The organism is Acuticoccus yangtzensis (assembly GCF_001927245.1).
Lineage (GTDB): Bacteria > Pseudomonadota > Alphaproteobacteria > Rhizobiales > Amorphaceae > Acuticoccus > Acuticoccus yangtzensis.
Genome location: NZ_MJUX01000007.1, coordinates 204,735 through 222,463 on the forward strand (window position 1 = coordinate 204,735; position 17,729 = coordinate 222,463).

The 17,729-nt window shown below is 69.0% G+C and carries 17 protein-coding genes; 12 read left to right on the forward strand and 5 right to left on the reverse strand.

The window, feature by feature from the left end:
* Nucleotides 1-85: 85 nt before the first annotated feature.
* The 6 genes from BIX52_RS16840 to BIX52_RS16865 all read left to right on the forward strand — a co-directional run bounded on the left by BIX52_RS16840 (nucleotide 86) and on the right by BIX52_RS16865 (nucleotide 6,201).
* The gene (locus BIX52_RS16840) at nucleotides 86-1,483 is read left to right on the forward strand and encodes an aminotransferase family protein (protein ID WP_075222252.1); all 1,398 of its coding nucleotides are present in this window, start codon (nucleotides 86-88) and stop codon (nucleotides 1,481-1,483) included.
* Nucleotides 1,484-1,648: 165 nt separating this feature from the next.
* On the forward strand, nucleotides 1,649-2,674 hold the full coding sequence (locus tag BIX52_RS16845; protein ID WP_075222253.1) for a histone deacetylase family protein: 1,026 nt from the start codon (nucleotides 1,649-1,651) through the stop codon (nucleotides 2,672-2,674).
* On the forward strand, nucleotides 2,671-3,483 hold the full coding sequence (locus tag BIX52_RS16850; RefSeq protein WP_075222254.1) for an iron-sulfur cluster-binding protein: 813 nt from the start codon (nucleotides 2,671-2,673) through the stop codon (nucleotides 3,481-3,483). Before BIX52_RS16845 ends, BIX52_RS16850 begins: the two co-directional genes overlap by 4 nt.
* On the forward strand, nucleotides 3,483-4,385 hold the full coding sequence (locus BIX52_RS16855) for a dihydroorotate dehydrogenase (protein ID WP_075222255.1): 903 nt from the start codon (nucleotides 3,483-3,485) through the stop codon (nucleotides 4,383-4,385). Before BIX52_RS16850 ends, BIX52_RS16855 begins: the two co-directional genes overlap by 1 nt.
* Before the next feature lie 45 nt (nucleotides 4,386-4,430).
* Nucleotides 4,431-5,483, forward strand: a complete 1,053-nt coding sequence (pyrC, locus tag BIX52_RS16860; protein ID WP_075222256.1) for a dihydroorotase — start codon at nucleotides 4,431-4,433, stop codon at nucleotides 5,481-5,483.
* Nucleotides 5,484-5,505: 22 nt separating this feature from the next.
* On the forward strand, nucleotides 5,506-6,201 hold the full coding sequence (locus BIX52_RS16865; protein WP_075222257.1) for an orotate phosphoribosyltransferase: 696 nt from the start codon (nucleotides 5,506-5,508) through the stop codon (nucleotides 6,199-6,201).
* 298 nt (nucleotides 6,202-6,499) lie between these two features.
* Here the strand turns inward: BIX52_RS16865 and BIX52_RS16870 are convergent, their stop codons facing one another.
* Complete coding sequence (locus BIX52_RS16870; RefSeq protein WP_075222258.1) at nucleotides 6,500-7,957, reverse strand: XRE family transcriptional regulator; 1,458 nt, start codon at nucleotides 7,955-7,957, stop codon at nucleotides 6,500-6,502.
* Between the two features lie 155 nt (nucleotides 7,958-8,112).
* Here BIX52_RS16870 and aceA point away from each other — a divergent pair, with 155 nt between their 5' ends.
* Nucleotides 8,113-9,441, forward strand: coding sequence for an isocitrate lyase (gene aceA, locus BIX52_RS16875; protein WP_075222259.1), 1,329 nt, complete (start codon nucleotides 8,113-8,115; stop codon nucleotides 9,439-9,441).
* A gap of 58 nt (nucleotides 9,442-9,499) precedes the next feature.
* Complete coding sequence (locus BIX52_RS16880; RefSeq protein WP_075222260.1) at nucleotides 9,500-9,859, forward strand: hypothetical protein; 360 nt, start codon at nucleotides 9,500-9,502, stop codon at nucleotides 9,857-9,859.
* A 135-nt stretch (nucleotides 9,860-9,994) separates the two neighbouring features.
* Here BIX52_RS16880 and BIX52_RS16885 read toward each other — a convergent pair whose 3' ends face one another.
* The 3 genes from BIX52_RS16885 to carA all read right to left on the reverse strand — a co-directional run bounded on the left by BIX52_RS16885 (nucleotide 9,995) and on the right by carA (nucleotide 12,906).
* A complete protein-coding gene (locus tag BIX52_RS16885) occupies nucleotides 9,995-11,155 on the reverse strand; it encodes a mandelate racemase/muconate lactonizing enzyme family protein (protein WP_075222261.1) in 1,161 nt (386 codons plus the stop codon).
* A gap of 66 nt (nucleotides 11,156-11,221) precedes the next feature.
* Nucleotides 11,222-11,728, reverse strand: a complete 507-nt coding sequence (locus tag BIX52_RS16890; protein ID WP_083660397.1) for a GNAT family N-acetyltransferase — start codon at nucleotides 11,726-11,728, stop codon at nucleotides 11,222-11,224.
* Nucleotides 11,725-12,906 carry a glutamine-hydrolyzing carbamoyl-phosphate synthase small subunit gene (gene carA / locus BIX52_RS16895; RefSeq protein ID WP_075222262.1) on the reverse strand — a complete coding sequence of 394 codons (1,182 nt, stop codon included), beginning with the start codon at nucleotides 12,904-12,906 and terminating at the stop codon, nucleotides 11,725-11,727. Before carA ends, BIX52_RS16890 begins: the two co-directional genes overlap by 4 nt.
* 313 nt (nucleotides 12,907-13,219) lie before the next feature.
* Here carA and BIX52_RS16900 point away from each other — a divergent pair, with 313 nt between their 5' ends.
* Nucleotides 13,220-13,675: a GatB/YqeY domain-containing protein gene (locus tag BIX52_RS16900; protein ID WP_075222263.1), complete on the forward strand. Its 456-nt coding sequence runs from the start codon at nucleotides 13,220-13,222 to the stop codon at nucleotides 13,673-13,675.
* A 248-nt stretch (nucleotides 13,676-13,923) separates the two neighbouring features.
* On the opposite strand, the gene BIX52_RS16905 is transcribed toward BIX52_RS16900, so the two are convergent.
* Complete coding sequence (locus tag BIX52_RS16905; RefSeq protein WP_075222264.1) at nucleotides 13,924-15,030, reverse strand: sensor histidine kinase; 1,107 nt, start codon at nucleotides 15,028-15,030, stop codon at nucleotides 13,924-13,926.
* A 378-nt stretch (nucleotides 15,031-15,408) separates the two neighbouring features.
* Here BIX52_RS16905 and BIX52_RS16910 point away from each other — a divergent pair, with 378 nt between their 5' ends.
* From BIX52_RS16910 to BIX52_RS16920, 3 genes are all read left to right on the forward strand, one after another.
* Complete coding sequence (locus BIX52_RS16910) at nucleotides 15,409-16,134, forward strand: DUF3299 domain-containing protein (RefSeq protein ID WP_157956269.1); 726 nt, start codon at nucleotides 15,409-15,411, stop codon at nucleotides 16,132-16,134.
* Nucleotides 16,135-16,219: 85 nt separating this feature from the next.
* Nucleotides 16,220-16,504 carry a putative quinol monooxygenase gene (locus tag BIX52_RS16915; protein ID WP_075222266.1) on the forward strand — a complete coding sequence of 95 codons (285 nt, stop codon included), beginning with the start codon at nucleotides 16,220-16,222 and terminating at the stop codon, nucleotides 16,502-16,504.
* An 85-nt stretch (nucleotides 16,505-16,589) separates the two neighbouring features.
* Nucleotides 16,590-17,729, forward strand: coding sequence for a M20/M25/M40 family metallo-hydrolase (locus tag BIX52_RS16920; RefSeq protein WP_075222267.1), 1,140 nt, complete (start codon nucleotides 16,590-16,592; stop codon nucleotides 17,727-17,729).

Consider the following 17,729-nt stretch of genomic DNA (forward strand, 5'->3'; position numbering starts at 1 on the left):
CGGCGCACCCGCCCGCGTCGCGAACAGCTTGCGTCGCATCACATCGCGTCGCCATCCGCCCGCGTTGCCATCAGGGAGCCCCGCCATGGACCTCAACCCCGCCCACAACCAGTCCGTCGTGGACCTCGACCGGGAGAACGTGCTCCACCCCTTCACCTCGCCCTCCGCGCTGATGGAGCATGGCGCGACGGTCATCAGCGAGGCCAAGGGCGCCCGCCTGACCGGGCTCGACGGCAAGGTCTATCTCGACGGTTTGGCGGGCCTGTGGTGCGTCAATGTCGGCTACGGGCGGGACGAGATCGCCGACGCCATCGCCGCCCAGGCGAGGAAGCTGCCTTATTACCACTCCTTCTCGGCCATGGGGACGGAGCCCGCCGCCTACACGGCCGACAAGGTGAAGCGCATGGCGCCCGCCGGCATCGCCCGCGTGCTTTTCGGCTGCTCCGGGTCGGACGCCAACGACACGCAGGTCAAGCTCGCCTGGCACTACAACAACCTGAAGGGCCGGCCGCAGAAGAAGAAGATCCTCGCCCGCAAGCGCGCCTATCACGGCGTCACGGTGGCCGCGGGCTCCCTCACCGGCCTCGCCTACGTGCACACCGCGTTCGACCTGCCGGCCTTCCCGGTGATCCACCTCACCTGCCCGCATTATTATCACGAGCAGCTCCCCGGCGAGACCGAAGAGGCCTTCACCGACCGCCTGGTGGCCGAGCTGACCGACACGATCGAGCGTGAGGGTGCCGACACCATCGCCGCCTTCATCGCCGAGCCGGTGATGGGCGCGGGCGGTGTCGTCATGCCGCCGAAGGGCTATTTCGAGAAGGTGTCGAAGGTGCTGAAGGCCAACGACATCCTCTTCATCGCCGACGAGGTGATCTGCGGCTTCGGGCGCCTCGGCACCCCCTTCGGCTCGCATTATTTCGGGATCGAGCCGGACATGATCTCCGTCGCCAAGGGCATCACCTCGGGCTATCAGCCGCTGTCCGCCGTGCTGGTCGGCGAGACGGTGTACCAGACGATGCTGGAGGACCCGCTGAACCTGAACCTCTTCGGCCACGGCTACACGTATACGTCGCACCCGGTCGCCTGCGCCGCCGCCAACGCCAATCTCGACATCATCGAGCGCGAGGGCATTGTCGCCAAAGCGGCCGAAACGGGCGCCTATCTGCAGGAGAGTCTGCGCACCGCCTTCGCCGGCGACCCGCACGTGGGCGAGGTGCGCGGCACCGGCATGATCGCCGCGGTGGAGCTTTCCGCCGATCCCGCCACGCGCCGCACGTTCGACGTCGCCGCCGGTGTCGGCAAGGCGGTCGCGGCCGAGGCGATGGCGCGCGGCCTCATCGTGCGGCCGATGATGAACGACGCCCTCGCCCTCTCCCCGCCGCTCATCCTCACCCGTGACGACGTGGACGAGGTCGTCGGCACGCTGAAAGCCTCGGTCGACGCCAAGCGCGACATGATCGCCGCCGCCGCCAAAGGCTGAGGCGGAGCCGCCCCATCATCGGCCGACAGCCGCCGCCGGGCGACCCTTTGCGGGGTACGCCCGGCGGGCCGGCCGGCGCACGCCTTGCGCCCGACCCGCCTTCGGTCATAAGCAGCGTCCAGCGATCTGACATTCGACCACTTCCAACGCCGGACCGGGTTCCCGATGCGCACCTTCTACGCGGCCGAAACCGCCCTGCACTCGCCCAACGTCTTCATGCTGCGCGGGCGGCTCGCCCCCAATGAGGAACGGGCCGAGCGGGCGGAGCGGCTGCTGACCGGCCTCGCGCGCCTCGGCCTGACGCCGGACGAGCCGGCCGCGGCCCCCGCCGCCTCGCTCGCCGCCGTCCACAGCCCCCGCTATCTGGACTTTCTGGAGACCGCCCACGCCGCCTGGTCGCAGCTCCCGAACGCGGGCGACGAGGTGCTCGCCAACACCCAGCCGCGCCTTGCCGACGCTACCTACCCCGCCAGCATCGTCGGCCGCGCGGGCTGGCATGTCGGCGACCATGGATCGCCCATCGGCGCCGGAACATGGCAAGGTGCACGCCGCGCCGCCGACACCGCCGTCGCCGCCGCCGAGGTGACCGCAACCGGCGCCCCCGCCTATGCCCTCTGCCGCCCGCCCGGCCACCATGCCGCGCGCGAGACCGCCGGCGGCCACTGCTTCCTCAACAACGCCGCCATCGCCGCCGAAGTCCTCATCGCCAAGGGCGCCCGCCCCGCGATCCTCGACATCGACGTTCACCACGGCAACGGCACCCAGTCGATCTTCTACGAGCGCGGCGACGTCCTTTTCGTGTCGATCCACACCGACCCGTCGGTCTTCTACCCCTTCTTCAACGGCTATGCGCGCGAGTGCGGCACCGGAGCGGGCGAAGGCGCCAACATCAACATGCCGCTCCCCCTGCGCGCGGGCGACGAGCCGTGGCTCGCCGCCATCCGCACCGCGCTCGGCCACATCGAAACGTTCGGCGCGGACAGCCTCGTCCTCTCCCTCGGCCTCGACGTTCATGCCTCCGATCCGCTCGGCGGCATGAGCGTGACCACCGAAGGCATCGGCCGCGCGGGCGAGATCCTGGGCGGCACCGGCCTTCCCACCGCGCTGATCCAGGAAGGCGGCTACCTGTCCGAGCCGCTGACCGACAACATCGCCGCCTTCCTCGGCGGCTTCATGGAGACCGCGCGATGACCGCCGCCGCAGCCGCCCCCGGCGACACCGCTCGCGAGACACCGCGGCGCGGCGCACCCGTCTTCGCCGGCGATGTCACCGTTCGCACCATCGCCGAGGCGTCCGGCGTCACCACGATGACCTTCGACACGCCTCCCGCCTTCCGCCACATCTCCCCCGGCCAGTTCGCGATGGTGTCGTCGAACCGCGACGGCGCGCCGCTGCTCGCCCGGCCGATGAGCCTCATCGCCACGGACCCGCTGGAGATCTCGTTCGGCTACCAGGGCGAAGGCACCCGCCTCATCGCCGCCGCCGAGCCGGGCGAGAAGCTGCACATCATGGGCCCTCTCGGCCTCCCCTTCGCGCCGCTCGGAAGTGACGCGCTGATCGTCGTCGAAGGTGCGCACTTCGGCACGATGCTGTCCCTCGCCCGCATGCGCCACGCTGCGGGGGAGGCAACGCACGTCCTCTTCGTGACGCGCCCGCCCGCCCAGCCCGCTGGCCCCGTCACCGCCGGCGAGCAGGACGCGGCCCTCATGGCGATGTTCGAGCCCTACGCCACCGTCACCGCCGTTCCGGGCGACGCGCTGGCAGGTGCGCTCGCCGCCGCTGGCCGCCCCAGCGCGGTGGCCGCCGGCGCCTTCGACCACGGCATGAAAATCGTCCAGGACTGGTGCGACGCGGAGAAGATCCCCGGTCATGCCGCGCTTCAGGTCGCCATGCCCTGCGGCATCGGCGCCTGCAAATCCTGCATCAAGACCTTCAAGGACGGGCGCTACCATCTCGTCTGCGAAGGGCCGATCTTCCCCATCGCGGAGGTGGCCTTCTGATGAGCGCGACCGTTCCGGACCTCGCCGTGCCGATCGGCGCCGTCACGCTGAAGAACCCGATCATCCCCGCCTCCGGCACCTTCGCCGCCTCCTATGGCCGCGTGTTCGACCTCGGCCGCCTCGGCGGTCTGGTCCCCAAGACGCTGATGCCCGGCTATCGCCCCGGCCACCCGCCCAACCGCCTCACCGAAGCTGGCGGCGGCCTCCTCAACGCGGTCGGCATCCCGTCGGACGGCGAAGAGGCGTTCCTGCGCGATACCCTCCCCGCCTACAAGGGATGGGGCACCCCGCTGATCGTATCCGTCTCGGCCGACACCGCCGCCGGGTTCGCCGAACTGGTGGCGCTGCTCGAGGACGAGGGCGTCGACGCGGTCGAGCTGAACCTCTCCTGCCCGAACCTCGAGGAAGGCGGCAAGTCCTTCGCCCTCGACACCAAGATGACCGCCGAGGCCGTCGCCGCCTGCCGCTCCTCCAAGCTGCCGCTGTGGGCGAAGCTCTCGCCGAACGCCGAGGACATCGCCGCGATCGCCGCCGCCGCCGTGGACGCGGGGGCCGACGCTCTCATCGTCGCCAACACCCTCACCGGCATGGCGATGCGGCGCGACGGGCGGCCCGCCCTCGCCAACGTCACCGGTGGCCTCTCCGGCGCGCCGGTCAAGCCGGTCAACCTGCGCTGCACCTACCAGGTGGCGCAGAAGCTGCCGGGAACGCCGATCATCGGCTGCGGCGGCATCTCCACCTTGCAGGACGTTCTCGACTACATGGCCGCGGGTGCCTCGGCCGTCGCGGTCGGCTCGGCCACCTTCACCCGACCCCTGACCATGGTGAACCTCGTCGACGAGATTGCCAGCCACTGCACCTCGCGCGGGATCGCCGCCCGTGACCTCACCCTCCGCGCCTGACCCCGCACCAGAGCGCCCGACCGCCCCACTCCGCGAGCCCCGACGATGACCGACACGCTGACCATCCGCCGCCCCGACGACTACCACCTTCACCTGCGTGACGGGGCCATCCTCGCGGCGGTCACAAAGGGCTCGCTCGACTTCGGCCGCGCCATCATCATGCCGAACCTCGTCCCGCCGGTGGTCGACGCCGCCATGGTCCGCGCCTACCGCGCGCGCATCATGGACGCCGTCTCCCTCACTCCCGGCGCGTCGTTCGAGCCCTTGATGACGCTCTACCTCACCGACGATACCACCCCCGCCACCATCGACGCCGCCGCCGAGGTCTGCACCGCGGCCAAGCTCTACCCCGCCCACGCGACGACCAATTCGGCCTCTGGCGTCAACGACATCGACGCCCTGACCCCGGTTCTGGAACGGATGGCCGAGCGCGGCATGGTGCTGTGCATCCACGGCGAGGTGACCGACCACAGCGTCGACATCTTCGACCGCGAGGCAGTATTCTTGGAACGCGTGCTGGCGCCGATCCGGTCGCGCGTACCGGGGCTGAAGATCGTGCTGGAGCACGTCTCGACGCGCGCTGCCGTCGCCTTCGTGAAGGAGGCGCCGAACATGGCCGCCACCATCACCGCCCACCATCTCGTCATCGACCGCAACGACCTCCTCGCCGGCGGCATCCGCCCGCACAACTATTGCCTCCCCATCGTCAAGCGGCGCGAGGATCGCGAGGCGCTCGTGGCCGCCGCCACCGGCGACGACGACCGCTTCTTCTTCGGCTCCGACTCCGCCCCCCACACCGACATGAAGAAACTCGGCTGCTGCGGCGCCGCGGGATGCTTCACCGCGCCCGTCGCCATGGGCATCCTCGCCCACCTGTTCGAGAACAAAGGTCGCCTCGGCACGCTGGAAGCGTTCGCCTCCACCCGCGGCGCCGCCTTCTACGGCCTCGCCCCTCACGACGACACGATCACCCTGGTGAAGGGCGACCCCGTCGCACTGGAGCCGATCGCGACGCCCGACGGGCCGATTACGCTTTTCAACCCCGGCTTCCCGATCACCTGGCGCGTGGAGAATTCCCCCGCCCTCGATGGCCGCTGACCCCGCGAAAAGGACCGAACCGATGACCGCCGCCACCATCCTGCCCCGCGAGGACGTCGCACGCATCACCGCCCGTGCGCTCATCGAGGTGCAGGCGGTTCACCTGCGCCCCTCAGACCCCTTCACCTACACGTCGGGCCTGAAGTCGCCGGTCTACGTCGATTGCCGCAAGCTGATCGGCTATCCGCGCCTGCGCGCCACGCTGATGCAGATGGGCGTCGGCGCCATGGCCCGCGAGGTCGGCCTGGAGCGGTTCGACGCTGTGGCAGGCGGCGAAACCGCAGGCATCCCCTTCGCCGCATGGATGGCGGACCTCATGGGCCTCCCCATGCAGTACATCCGCAAGAAGCCCAAGGGGTTCGGCCGCGGGGCGCAGATCGAAGGCGCCTTCAAGGAGGGCCAGCGCACGTTGCTGGTCGAAGATCTCGCCACCGACGGCGGGTCGAAGGTCCGCTTCGCCGAGGCACTGCGTGAGGCGGGCGCCGAAATCGCCCACTGCTTCGTGGTCTTCCATCACGACATCTTCCCGGACAGCGCCAACGCCATGACCCGCCACGGCATCGCCCTCCACACCCTCGCCCGCTGGTCCGACGTTCTCAAGGTCGCCCGCGCCGAGGGGGCCCTCGACGCCGCCGACCTCACCGACGTCGAGGCCTTCCTCGCCGCGCCGCTGGCCTGGAGCGCCAAGCACGGCGGCATCGACCGGATCGACGTTTGACCCGCCGCGCCTGAGACACCGGCGCTTCTGCGAACGGGACCGCCCCGCGAGGCGTTCCCCCTCGCGCTCCCCCGGTTCGCCACCCGGCAGGCGGTCAGTTCGGGCTGAAGAAGCCCGAGACCGACCACCTGTGACAAGCTTTGGAAGGCGAGTGACGGCGTCAAGTGCCCATCCTCCCCATGCTCGCCCGCCCCCCAAGAGGGCGGCCTGCGCGTGGGTCCGGGTGGACACTTGACCCCGCCACACGTCTTCGGACGAACCGAGCCGCCGGTGCGGGCGATCAGCCGCGCATCGGCTGTCAGTCGCGCACGAAATGGTAGGGAGTGACCGAGCGGCGGGTGACGTCGACCACCAGCTTGCCCGTCAGCGGCGGAAAGGCGCGCCAGTTGCACTGCTCGCGCGGGCACAAGCGGCAGTTGACGCCGATCGGCGACGCCGCCGTGGCGAGCGACTTCGGCGCCAGGTCCAGCCCGTCCGCGTAGACGAGCTTGCCCGCATGCGCGGTCTCCGCGCCGAGCCCTACGACGAGCTCCTGGCCAGGATTGTGCGCGCCCACGCTGGCGCGCTCCGTCGTGCGCCCCACCGTCACGAAGCTCTGCCCCTCGGGAAGCGCCACGAGGTCGACGACGATGCGCCCCGGCGTGCGGAACGCCTCGTAGAGCCGCCAGCGCGGGCATGTGCCTCCCGACCGCGCGAACGGGAAGACACCGCCGCCGAAGCGCTTGGAGATGTTGCCCGCCCTGTCGACGCGGATCATGAAGAAGGGAACGCCCTTCGCGCCCGGACGCCGCAGCGTGGTGAGGCGGTGTGCCGTCTGCTCGAACGAGGCGCCGAAGCGTGAGGCCAGCACCTCCACGTCGTAGCGCAGCCGCTCGGCGTGGTCGAGGAAGCGGTCGTAGGGGAACATGATCGCCCCGGCGAGGTAGTTGCCGAGCGTCAGCCGCAATATGCCACGCGAGGAGTCCGAGGTGCAGCGCGGGTCGCTCGACAGGGCACGGATGAGTTCGCCGGCTTCCAGCTGGCCGACGAGGTGCGCGACCTGGAAGGTGCGGCTGGTCGGCCCCAGAAGCTCCGACAGCATCAGCCGGTTGCGGTGCTTGTCGAAGCGGCGCAGGAGGCCGTGCATCACGTCGTAGGGCATGATGACGGTGTCCACATTGTGCGCGGTCTTCAGGTGGTTGACGAGACTGGTCGTCAGCGCTTGCGGAAGGTCCAGGCGGATGTTGGCGCGCTTCGCGAAGTCGGCCGCCACCTGCTCCAGCTCGCCGAAATAGTTGTCGCGCGCCTGCAGCGCCTCACGCGTCTCCTCCACCGCGTTGTTGCCGACGCCGGACGGCGCGCCCGCCGCCGCGCTCTCCGCCAGCGCCTGCGCATCCTCGCGCGCGCCTGTCAGGCTTTCGTGCAGGCGCACCATCGCGTCGGCGATGCGCGGGAACATCTCGGCCATCTCCTGAAGCTCCTGGGGGGCGAGATCGGACCCCGCCAGCGCAGGGTCCGCCGCAACCTCCTGCAGGCCCAGCAGCACCGAGCCGTCGGCGGACGGGGCGAGGCTGCGCACGTCGATGTCGTAAGCGTCGGCGAGGCGCAGGATGAGCTGGGCCGTCAGCGGTCGCTGGTTGCGTTCGATCAGCGTCAGATAGCTCGCCGATATGGCGAGGCCCTCGGCCATCTGCGCCTGGGTCAGCTTCAGCGACCGCCGCAATCTGCGGATCTGCGGGCCGAGAAAGAGCTTCCGCCGCGCGTCGATGTCCGACATGACAAACCTTACAATGTTACAGGCTGTATCATTCTTTACTGATACAGCCCAACCTCAGCAATACTGCCAAGGTATGGACCGGGATGACAATTTCGCGTTTCTACAATGCACCGGCGCCGAGAGCGCGTACACACGTTTCGTTGTCAGGACCGACCATGACCACCGCCCCCACGACCACCTTCGAAGACCTCGTCCCCTCCGCCCCTGAAGGCCGCTTCGACGGCATCACCCGCGCCTACTCCCCCGAGGAAGTCCTGCGCCTGCGCGGCTCCGTCGACGTCAAGCATACGCTCGCCGAACGCGGCGCAAACCGTCTCTGGAACGACCTTCATTCGGAAGATTTCGTCAACTCGCTCGGCGCCCTCTCCGGCAACCAGGCGGTGCAGCAGGTCAAGGCGGGGCTGAAGGCGATCTATCTGTCCGGCTGGCAGGTCGCCGCCGACGCCAACACCGCGGGGCAGATTTACCCCGACCAGTCGCTCTATCCCGCCAACGCGGGGCCCGAGCTCGCCAAGCGGATCAACAACGCGCTGCGCCGCGCCGACCAGATCGAGTACCTGGAAGGCCGCGTCACCCGCGACTGGTTCGCCCCCATCGTCGCCGACGCGGAAGCCGGGTTCGGCGGCCCGCTCAACTGCTACGAGATCATGCGCGCCTACATCGAGGCGGGCGCCGCGGGCGTCCACTTCGAGGACCAGTTGGCGTCCGAGAAGAAGTGCGGCCACCTCGGCGGCAAGGTGCTGATCCCCACCAAAGCGCACGAGCGCAACCTGTCGGCCGCCCGCCTCGCCGCGGACGTCGCCGGGGTGCCGACCTTCATCATGGCCCGCACGGACGCCGAATCGGCCCGCCTCATCACCTCGGACATCGACGAGCGGGACCACGAGTTCATCGACTTCGACGCCGGCCGCACGCCGGAAGGATTCTTCCGCCTGAAGCCCGGCATGGGCCTCGCCCACTGCATCAAGCGCGGCCTCTCCTTCGCCGACAAGGCGGATCTCCTGTGGTGGGAAACCTCCAAGCCGGACCTCGAAGGGGCGCGCAAGTTCGCCGAGGCGATCCACGCCAAGTTCCCCGGCAAGATGCTCGCCTACAACTGCTCGCCCTCGTTCAACTGGCTCGCCAACCTCGACAAGGACACGATCGAGACCTTCCAGCGCGAGATCGCGAAGATGGGCTACAAGTTCCAGTTCGTGACGCTCGCCGGCTACCACGCCCTCAACCACTCGATGTTCGAGCTGGCGCGCGGCTACGCCTCCCGGGGCATGGGCGCCTACTCCGAGCTGCAGCAGGCCGAATTCGACTCCGAGAAGAACGGCTACACCGCCACGCGCCACCAGCGCGAAGCCGGCACCGGCTACTTCGACCTCGTGTCGATGACCCTGTCGGGCGGCCAGTCCTCCACCACGGCCATGGGCGAGTCCACCGAGTCCGACCAGTTCAAGAAGGCCGCCAACGACGCCATGCGCACCGCCGCCGAATAGGCCGCGCCGCAGCGGGGCCGCCCGGCCCCGCACCCATCCCACGAAAGGAGACAGTTCCATGACCATCATCGCCAGCAACATCGAAACCGCCACCCCGATCGACGCCGTGCGCGCCATGCCGCGCTCCGTCACCGGCTTCCACGTCGTCATCGAGACGGACATGGAGCTGGAAAACGTCCGCGCCTCCCTCGAAGGGATCGCCGAGCAGTCGGCCTTCTATCTGGCATCCATCGAGGAGTGCTGCCGCGGCACGGCCTCGAAGGGCCGTGAGCTTTGCGCCGAGTTCACCCTCGCCGCCAGCCGCGGCACCGTCGGCGACCCGCAGATCTTCGCGATCCTGCGCGACATCGCCTCCCGCCACCGCTGGAACCAGATGGAGAAGCGGTTGGCCCACGCGCCGCGCGGCTCGCACCTCTGAGCGAGCCCCGCACCTTATCGTCCACCGGCACTGGGCGCCCTCTCGGGGGCGCCATTTTTTTGGGGGGCGGCGGCGCGCTCGGGCGTTCACTACGGAACAGGGTCGTCGCGTGCCGTTCGGAGCGAAGGCAGCGCCTCAGTGCAGGCGGTATTTCGCGAGGACGTCCGGGTTGGGCTCGACGCCGTGGCCGGGACGGTCCGGGATCGTCACGCGGCCCGTCGCCGCCACCTGCTCGCGCACCTGGAGGCTTTCGAGGGAGAGGTCGGACATGAAGGCGTTGTGGGTGGTGTCGAACTCCAGCATCGGCTCGTCCGGGAAGAGGCCGCCCGGCAGCGGCGGCTGCGCGGCGAGGAGCTGCAGGTTCGTGGCGATGGACACCGCCGAGCCCCAGACGTGGTTGATCACCGGGATGAAGTGCGTCTGACACAGCGTCAGCACCTTCATGAATTCGGAGATGCCGCCGAGCCCGCACACCTCCGGCTGCGCAATCGACACGCACCGCCCCTCCAACAGGCGCCGCCAGCCCCAGCGGGTGAATTCGGCCTCACCGCCGGCGATGTTCACCTTCAGCGATCGGCGCAGCTCGGCATAACCCTCCAGGTCCTCCGGGGCCACCGGCTCTTCGAACCAGTAGACGCCGAGGTCCTCCAGCGCGCGGCCGACCGCCATCGCCTGGGTGACGTGGTAGCCGTGGTTGGCGTCCACCATCAGCCGCGTCTCGTCCTTCAGCGCGCGGCGCACCGCCTCGACCAGGCGGATGTCCTCCGCGACGCCGAGGCCGACCTTCATCTTGGTCGCCCTGAAGCCCGCCGCCTCGATCGCCGCCGCCTCGCCCGCAAACCGCGCCTCGAGCCTGGTGCGGTCGGGCCGCAGCATCATGCCGTAGCCGTAGACCGGCACGCTGTCGCGGTAGCGCGCGCCCATCAGCCGGGCGATGGACAGGCCGGCCGCCTTGCCGGCCAGGTCCCACAGCGCGATGTCGACCCCGGACAGCGCCTGGAGCGGCATGCCCTTCTGGCCATGGTCGCGCAGGAGGTTGTAGACCTCGTGCCACAGCACCTCGCGCTGCACCGGATCGCGGCCGATGATGAGCGGCGCGATCACCTGCTCCACGATGGTCTGATTGCCCACGGCCACCGCGCCGGGGCCGAAGCACTCGCCCCAGCCGGTCAGACCCGCGTCGGTCTCGATCTCGACCAGATGGGCCGAGCGGCGGGCGTACCATTGCTGCGAATAGCCCAGAGTCTCGGGCAGGTCATAACCCAGCCTGTGGCTGCGCACGGCGGTGATCTTCATGGCGTCTCCTCGCGGCCCGTTCTGTCGCGGGCCATGGGAGAAACGCGCACTGCGCGGCCGCCGAAGTCAAGCCGACGGTGAAACCGGACGCTCCATCATCCGCACCGTCTTGCCGGATTCGGCGTTGAGACGATCCAGAAGCACGTTGAAGCCGGACGCCGCGTGGAACGCCATCGAGCCCGCATTGGGCGGTTCCACGTTCACCTCGGCGCACACCCGCGGGCGGCCGAGTGCGGCGGCGCGCGCGGCGGTGTCGTCATAAAGGGCGCGGCCGATGCCGAGGCCGCGGGCCTCCGGCGCCACCACGATGCGATCGACATAGAGGAAGGCGTCGAACCGGCCCGAGAACCAGGCGTAGTTCATGCTGGGATAGGGCTGCCCCTCCGGCAGCGTCAGGACGAGACCGGCGACGGCCCCCTCCGCGCGCACGATCCGCAGCGCGCCCATCGCGGCGATGGCGGCCATCTCCTCCGCCGACAGCGCGTTGACGTTGGGGACCGCGGCGTTGTTCAGCGCCGCGATCGCCTCCATGTCCTCCGGCCGCGCGTCCTCGACCGAAAGCCGCGCCGTCACAGCGCCGTCTCGGCCTTGGTCTCGGCGATCATCGCCAGGAAGCGGTCGAACAGGTTGTAGCTGTCGTGCGGACCGGGCGAGGCTTCCGGGTGATACTGCACCGAGAAGGCCGGCCGGTCGGTCAGCGCGAGGCCGCAATTGGACCCGTCGAACAGCGAGCGATGGGTCTCGCGCGCATTCTTCGGCAAGCTCGCCGCGTCCACCGTGAAGCCGTGGTTCATCGACACGATGGAGACCGCCCCGGTGTCCACGTCGAGCACCGGGTGGTTGGCGCCGTGGTGGCCGTGGCTCATCTTCTTCGTCCGCGCGCCGATGGCGTGGGCCAGAAGCTGATGGCCGAGGCAGATGCCGAAGGTCGGAATGCGCCGGTCGATCAAGGTCGTCAGCGTCTCGCCGATGATCTTGCCCGTCGCGCCCGGATCGCCGGGGCCGTTCGACAGGAAGAGGCCGTCCGGCTGCAGCGCCAGAACCTCCTCCGGGGTGGCATTCGCCGGAACGACGGTGACGTTGGCGCCCCGCTCGGCCAGAAGGCGAAGGATGTTGCCCTTGATGCCGTAGTCGAAGGCGACGACGCGCGGGCCTCCCCCCTTAACCTCGGCATAAAAGCCCGGCCAGGTCCACGCTCCGCCCAGCCAGGGGGCCGAGGCGCGGGTGGACACGGTGGTGGCGAGCTCCGCCCCGTCCATGTTCGGTGCGGCTCTGGCGGCCGCGATCAGCTCCGCCTCGTCGAACACGCCGTCGGGATTGTGGGCGATCGCCGCGTTGATCATCCCGCCTTCGCGGATGTGCGACGTCAGCGCGCGCGTGTCGACGCCGGTGATGGCGACGATGCCGCGCCGTTCCAGCCACGCATCGAACCCTTCCACGGCGCGCCAGCTTTGCGGCCGGGTGATCGGCGCGCGCAGGACGCAGCCCTGGGCCGCGCTGTTCGCCTCGGCCGCAACCGTCTCGATGTCGTCCTCGTTGGCGCCGACATTGCCGATGTGCGGGAAGGTGAAGGTGACGATCTGCCCCGCATAGGAGGGATCGGTCAGGATCTCCTGATAGCCCGTCATCGCCGTGTTGAAACACACTTCGCCGACTGCGGTGCCGACTGCGCCCGCGCCCATGCCACGCAGCACCAGCCCATCGGCCAGCGCGAGGCACGCCGTCGGCTTCGGTTCGACCCAACCGTCCATTCAAACTGTCCCTGTTATCGTTCCACAGGCATGTAAACAGGGCCGAGGCCGTTGAACACCCCGCCTCGTCGCGCGTTTTATCCCTGCCGCGACGAGAACCATGAACAAATGGTAAAGCAGGGTTGGCAAAATGGGAAAATTCGCCATTTTAGGCAGCTACACGCAAGGAAGACATGTGATGGCTGTGCCCAGGCGTGGGGTCTCCCGTGCCGAGGCATAGGCGACATAAACATATTGCGTCCTTGGCGATGTTGTTCAAGGGTGTTAAGCGCCAGAAGCGGACCGCGTCTGTGTCAGCAGGGTGTGATCGATCATGAACGTAAGAGAGCAACTGCATACGGCTGTGAAAACTGCTGGAACCGATGAAGATCGGCGCCGGCTGTGTACACTGCGCCTGATGCAGACCGCGATCCGAGATCGCGATCAGGCCCACTGTGTGGGCAACGGCGAGAAGATTTCTCAGTCCGAAATCGCGGCTCTTCTCACCAAGATGATCAAACAGCGTGAGGAGCAGATCGCCGCGGACCGAAAGTCCGGCGATCTTGAAGCGGTCCGCCAGACGAAGGCGGAGATCGACACCATCCGCGAGTTCATGCCGCCGCTGATGGACGAGCCAACCTTGCGCTCAGCTTGCGCGCAAGTGGTGAACGATATCGGCGCCGCTGGCCTGCGCGACGTGGGCCGCACTATCACCGCGCTGAAGAAACGCTACCCGGACCAGCTCGATATCGGCCGCGCCAGCAATCTGGTGAAGGGCATGCTGCGCTGAGACGCCGCTCGGCCCGCCTACTCGCCGCCCCGGTCCAATCTTCAAAACGACACAATCGGCCTCCCCTCAGCCCGCTGAACCACTGAACCGCGGCCACTGTCCGGCGAGGCGAACGGCTCCGCGACCGGCCGTGGCATCACGTCGTGGCCCCTGCTGCGGGCGTCCGTCCGTGGGAGTGCCTGAGCTGCACCGCGTCCCGCGGCTGATGGCGGGTGCGTCCCGCCGGTCCGCCGAGGCGCTGCGGACGCTCACGCCACGAAGCGCAGGACCCAGTCGGTCCCGCTTGCGGCGTCCCTGCTGTGCAGCGTGCCGCCCAACTGCATCACCAGCGCCTTGATGATGGTACCGCCCGAGCCGTGGCTTCCGCGCCGGGCGGTCGTGCTCGCCGCCTCCGCGCCGATGCCGTCGTCGCGGACCGCCATCTCGCACCACCCGTCCGCACCGCGCACTAGGCTCACCTCCACCGTGCCCTGCCGGTCCGCCGGGAAGCCGTGCTTCAGCGCGTTGGTGATGAGCTCGTTGGCGATCAGCGCCAGAGGCGAGCCGATCGCCACGGGAACCGACACTTCGTCGAGCCGGCAGTCGATCCTTACATTCGGCGGGGCCAGCGCCTCGCCGAGGCCCTCGCATACGCGGCGCAACAAGTCGTCGGCCCGCAAGGAGGAGGTCTCGCGCCGGGCGTCCAACACGTCGTGCATCGCCGCGATCGACATGAGCCGCCGCTCGAAGCCGGAAATCTCCTCGTCCGCCCCCTGGTCCTGAACGTTGCGGCGCGCATTGCGCACCAGCGACATGAGGAGGGCGAGGTTGTTCTTGACGCGGTGGACCAACTCGCGCTGCGGGTCCATCTCAGCCGCCGCGAGCCTGTCCGGTTTTTCCACAACCAGCGGCTCCGCCTTCTGACCGGGCATGTCGCTGGTGATGAGGATGTGGCGCGCGGACGCGACGGGAGGCCGGTTCACCGCCATCGGCCGGCCGCGCAGGTTCAGCGTCCGGTTGTCGCCGTTGGCTTTGCGGGTGAGGCTGAAGCTGCGCCAGTCGGTGGCCGCGGCGATTGCCGTCAGCATGTCGTGCACGGCGTCGGCGTCTTCGGCCCACAGCTCGGCGAAGGAGGACGTGACGATGTTGCCGCCGATCGTCTGACGGGCCCAGTCGTTGGCGTAGGTCACGTGATCGTCTTCGCTCACGACCACCACCGCGACGTCGATCTCCTTCAGAATATCGAACGAAAGGTCGCCCGGTACCGGAAGCGCCGATCGGGCGCGCATCGGCGCCGCGGCGCCGCGCGCGCTGCGGGGGATCTCGTGAGCGCTCGGAAACTCGTGGGCGAGGGGATGGATGGTTGCGCTGCTCATCGTGCCATCCACCGCACGCGCGGGGGCACGGCGGCGCGGCCCACGGCAGGACACGGGCCCTCTCCCGCACGACGGATCGCAGCACTCGAGGAGCGCGAGGAATGGCATGTTGGCACGAATGCGGACATGGTACGCTGTCCTACTCACCGGACGGCCCACCATCGGACCGCTTTGAGACACAGGCACCGCGGCCGCAACAGGGACCGCCGTACCACCGGCATTCACATCGCCGGCTCTTCATTCCTAACAATCCAGGCTGTATCGGGGCTGTGAGGGACCTGGAAACCGGATCGAAATTGCCGATGCGATGCGCCGCATTGCCGATCGGTCATGTGACAAGGCATCGCTAAAAGCCCATTGATCGCCATGGAGGTGCACATGGTCGGTGTTATCGTCAGGCTTTCAATCGTCGCCTTCATCGCCGTCGGCGCGGTGGCGGGTGCGCTCTATCTGCGCTCTTCTTCCGGCGGCATTCCCGCTCCAGGGCAGATGATCGGGGCCGATGGACAGGTCATCGCCGACGACGCGGGCTTTGCTCCCGTGCCCGGCTTCAACAACGACGGGACGGCACCGCACGAGCTGATCAGCTACGACCTTCCCGAGCCGACCGTCACGCCGCCATTGTCCGCCGGAGCCGAAGCGCTGAGCTTCCGCGATCTCTGGGCCGATGGGGAATTTAAGCTCGACGCTCCTGCGGGCGACCGCGTCGGTACGCCGTCCGAAAGCACCTTCGAAGAAGGCGTCACGGCCGAAGACATGATGAATTTCTTCCTCGACATGTCAGACATGCGGTCGATGCAGGCGATGGTCGGCAGCGTGCGCGGCGAGTTGGACGGCAAGCGCGTCCGCCTCGCCGGCTACACCAGCCCCGTCGGGTTCGAGCAGGACGAGAAGCACTTCCTTCTCGTCCCCGTTCTGGGCGCGTGCATCCACGTGCCCCCGCCGCCGCCGAACCAGATCGTCTATGTGGACAGCAAGGAGCTGGCGCCGCCGGTCGGCGACATGGTGTGGGTGACGGGCACGCTGCGCGCCACGCCGGTCGCCACCATCCTCGCCGACGTCGGCTACCGGCTGGAAGACGTCACCGTCGAGGCCTACCGCTGAGCGGGGTCGAGCCATAGGCATTTCGCCGCTTGTCAGCGCCGCACCGCTTCACGATCCTCCGACGCAACAAGATCGGAGGACGCCCATGCTGAAAATCATCGCCATCTTCACCGCCAAGGAGGGTCACGAAGAGGCCCTCTTCGCCTCGCTCGCCAAGCTGATCGAGCCGACGCGCGCCGAAGCGGGCTGCTTCCACTACGACCTCTACCGTGACCCCTCCGCCCCCGGCCGCTTCGTGTTCGACGAATCGTGGGAGAGCGAGGCGCACCTCGAAGCGCATCGGCAGACGCCGCACCTCACCGGCATGCGCAACGACACGAAGGACATCCTCGCCTCGCGCCAGGTGTATGTCCTAGAGCGCGCGGCCTAGCCAGCCGGCCGGCCGGCCGTCGCCCCATCGACAGGTGGCGGCGACGGTGTCAGCCTTCCCTCCCCGGCATGTCGCGAGCTTCGTCATGGATGTAACCTCACTCCCCCTCGACAGCGATGCGATGCTCGCCGGGCTGCGCCCCTGGATCGAGTGCGAGAGTCCCACGTTCGACCCCGCCGCCGTCAGCCGCATGGTCGGCCTCGCCGCGGACCGGCTGCGCGCACTCGGCGCACGCGTCGAGCATATCCCCGGCCCGCCCGGACTCGGCGACTGTGCGCGCGCCGTCTTTCCGCACCCGAGGCCGGATGCGCCGGGCGTTCTCGTCATGGCCCATCTCGACACCGTGCACCCGCACGGCACGCTGGAGCATCTGCCCTTCCGGCGGGACGGCGCCTTCTGCACCGGCCCCGGCATCTGCGACATGAAGGGCGGCACCTACGCCGCGTTCGAAGCCGCCCGCGCGCTCGCCGAGGTGGGGCACGAGACGCCTCTCCCCATCCACGTCCTGCTGACCTCGGACGAGGAGATCGGCACGCCGGGCACCCGCGCCCTGATCGAGGCCGAGGCGCGCAAGCATAAATATGTGCTGGTGCCGGAGCCCGGCCTGATGGGGCCGGACGCCGTCTGCACCGGGCGCTACGCCATCGCCCGCTACAACCTCACCGCCCACGGGCGCGCCAGCCACGCCGGCATCCGCCTGAAGGCCGGCCGCTCGGCAATCCGGCAGATGGCCGAGATGATCCCGCGCATCGAGGCGATGACCAACGAGGACTGCACCTATTCGGTTGGCGTGGTGAACGGCGGCACCTGGGTGAACTGCGTCGCCACCGTGTGCCACGGCGAGGCACTGTCCATGGCCAAACGCCAGAGCGACCTCGACCGCGGCATCGCCCGCATGCTGGCCCTGTCCGCCAAAGACGCGGACGGCGCGCCGCGGTTCGACGTGACGCTGGGCGTGGTGCGGCCGGTGTGGGAGCCGGACGCGGGGACCCTCGCCCTCTACGAGCGCGCCAGGCGCATCGCCTCGACCATGGGGATCGACCTCACCCACGGCAGCGCGGGCGGCGGGTCGGACGCCAATTTCACAGGCGCGCTCGGCATCCCGACCTTGGACGGGCTCGGCCTGGACGGCGAAAAGGTCCACACCCTGCACGAATATATCGAGGTGGAGAGCCTCGGCCGGCGGGCGCGCCTCATGGCGGGGCTGATGGCCGAACTCGACTGA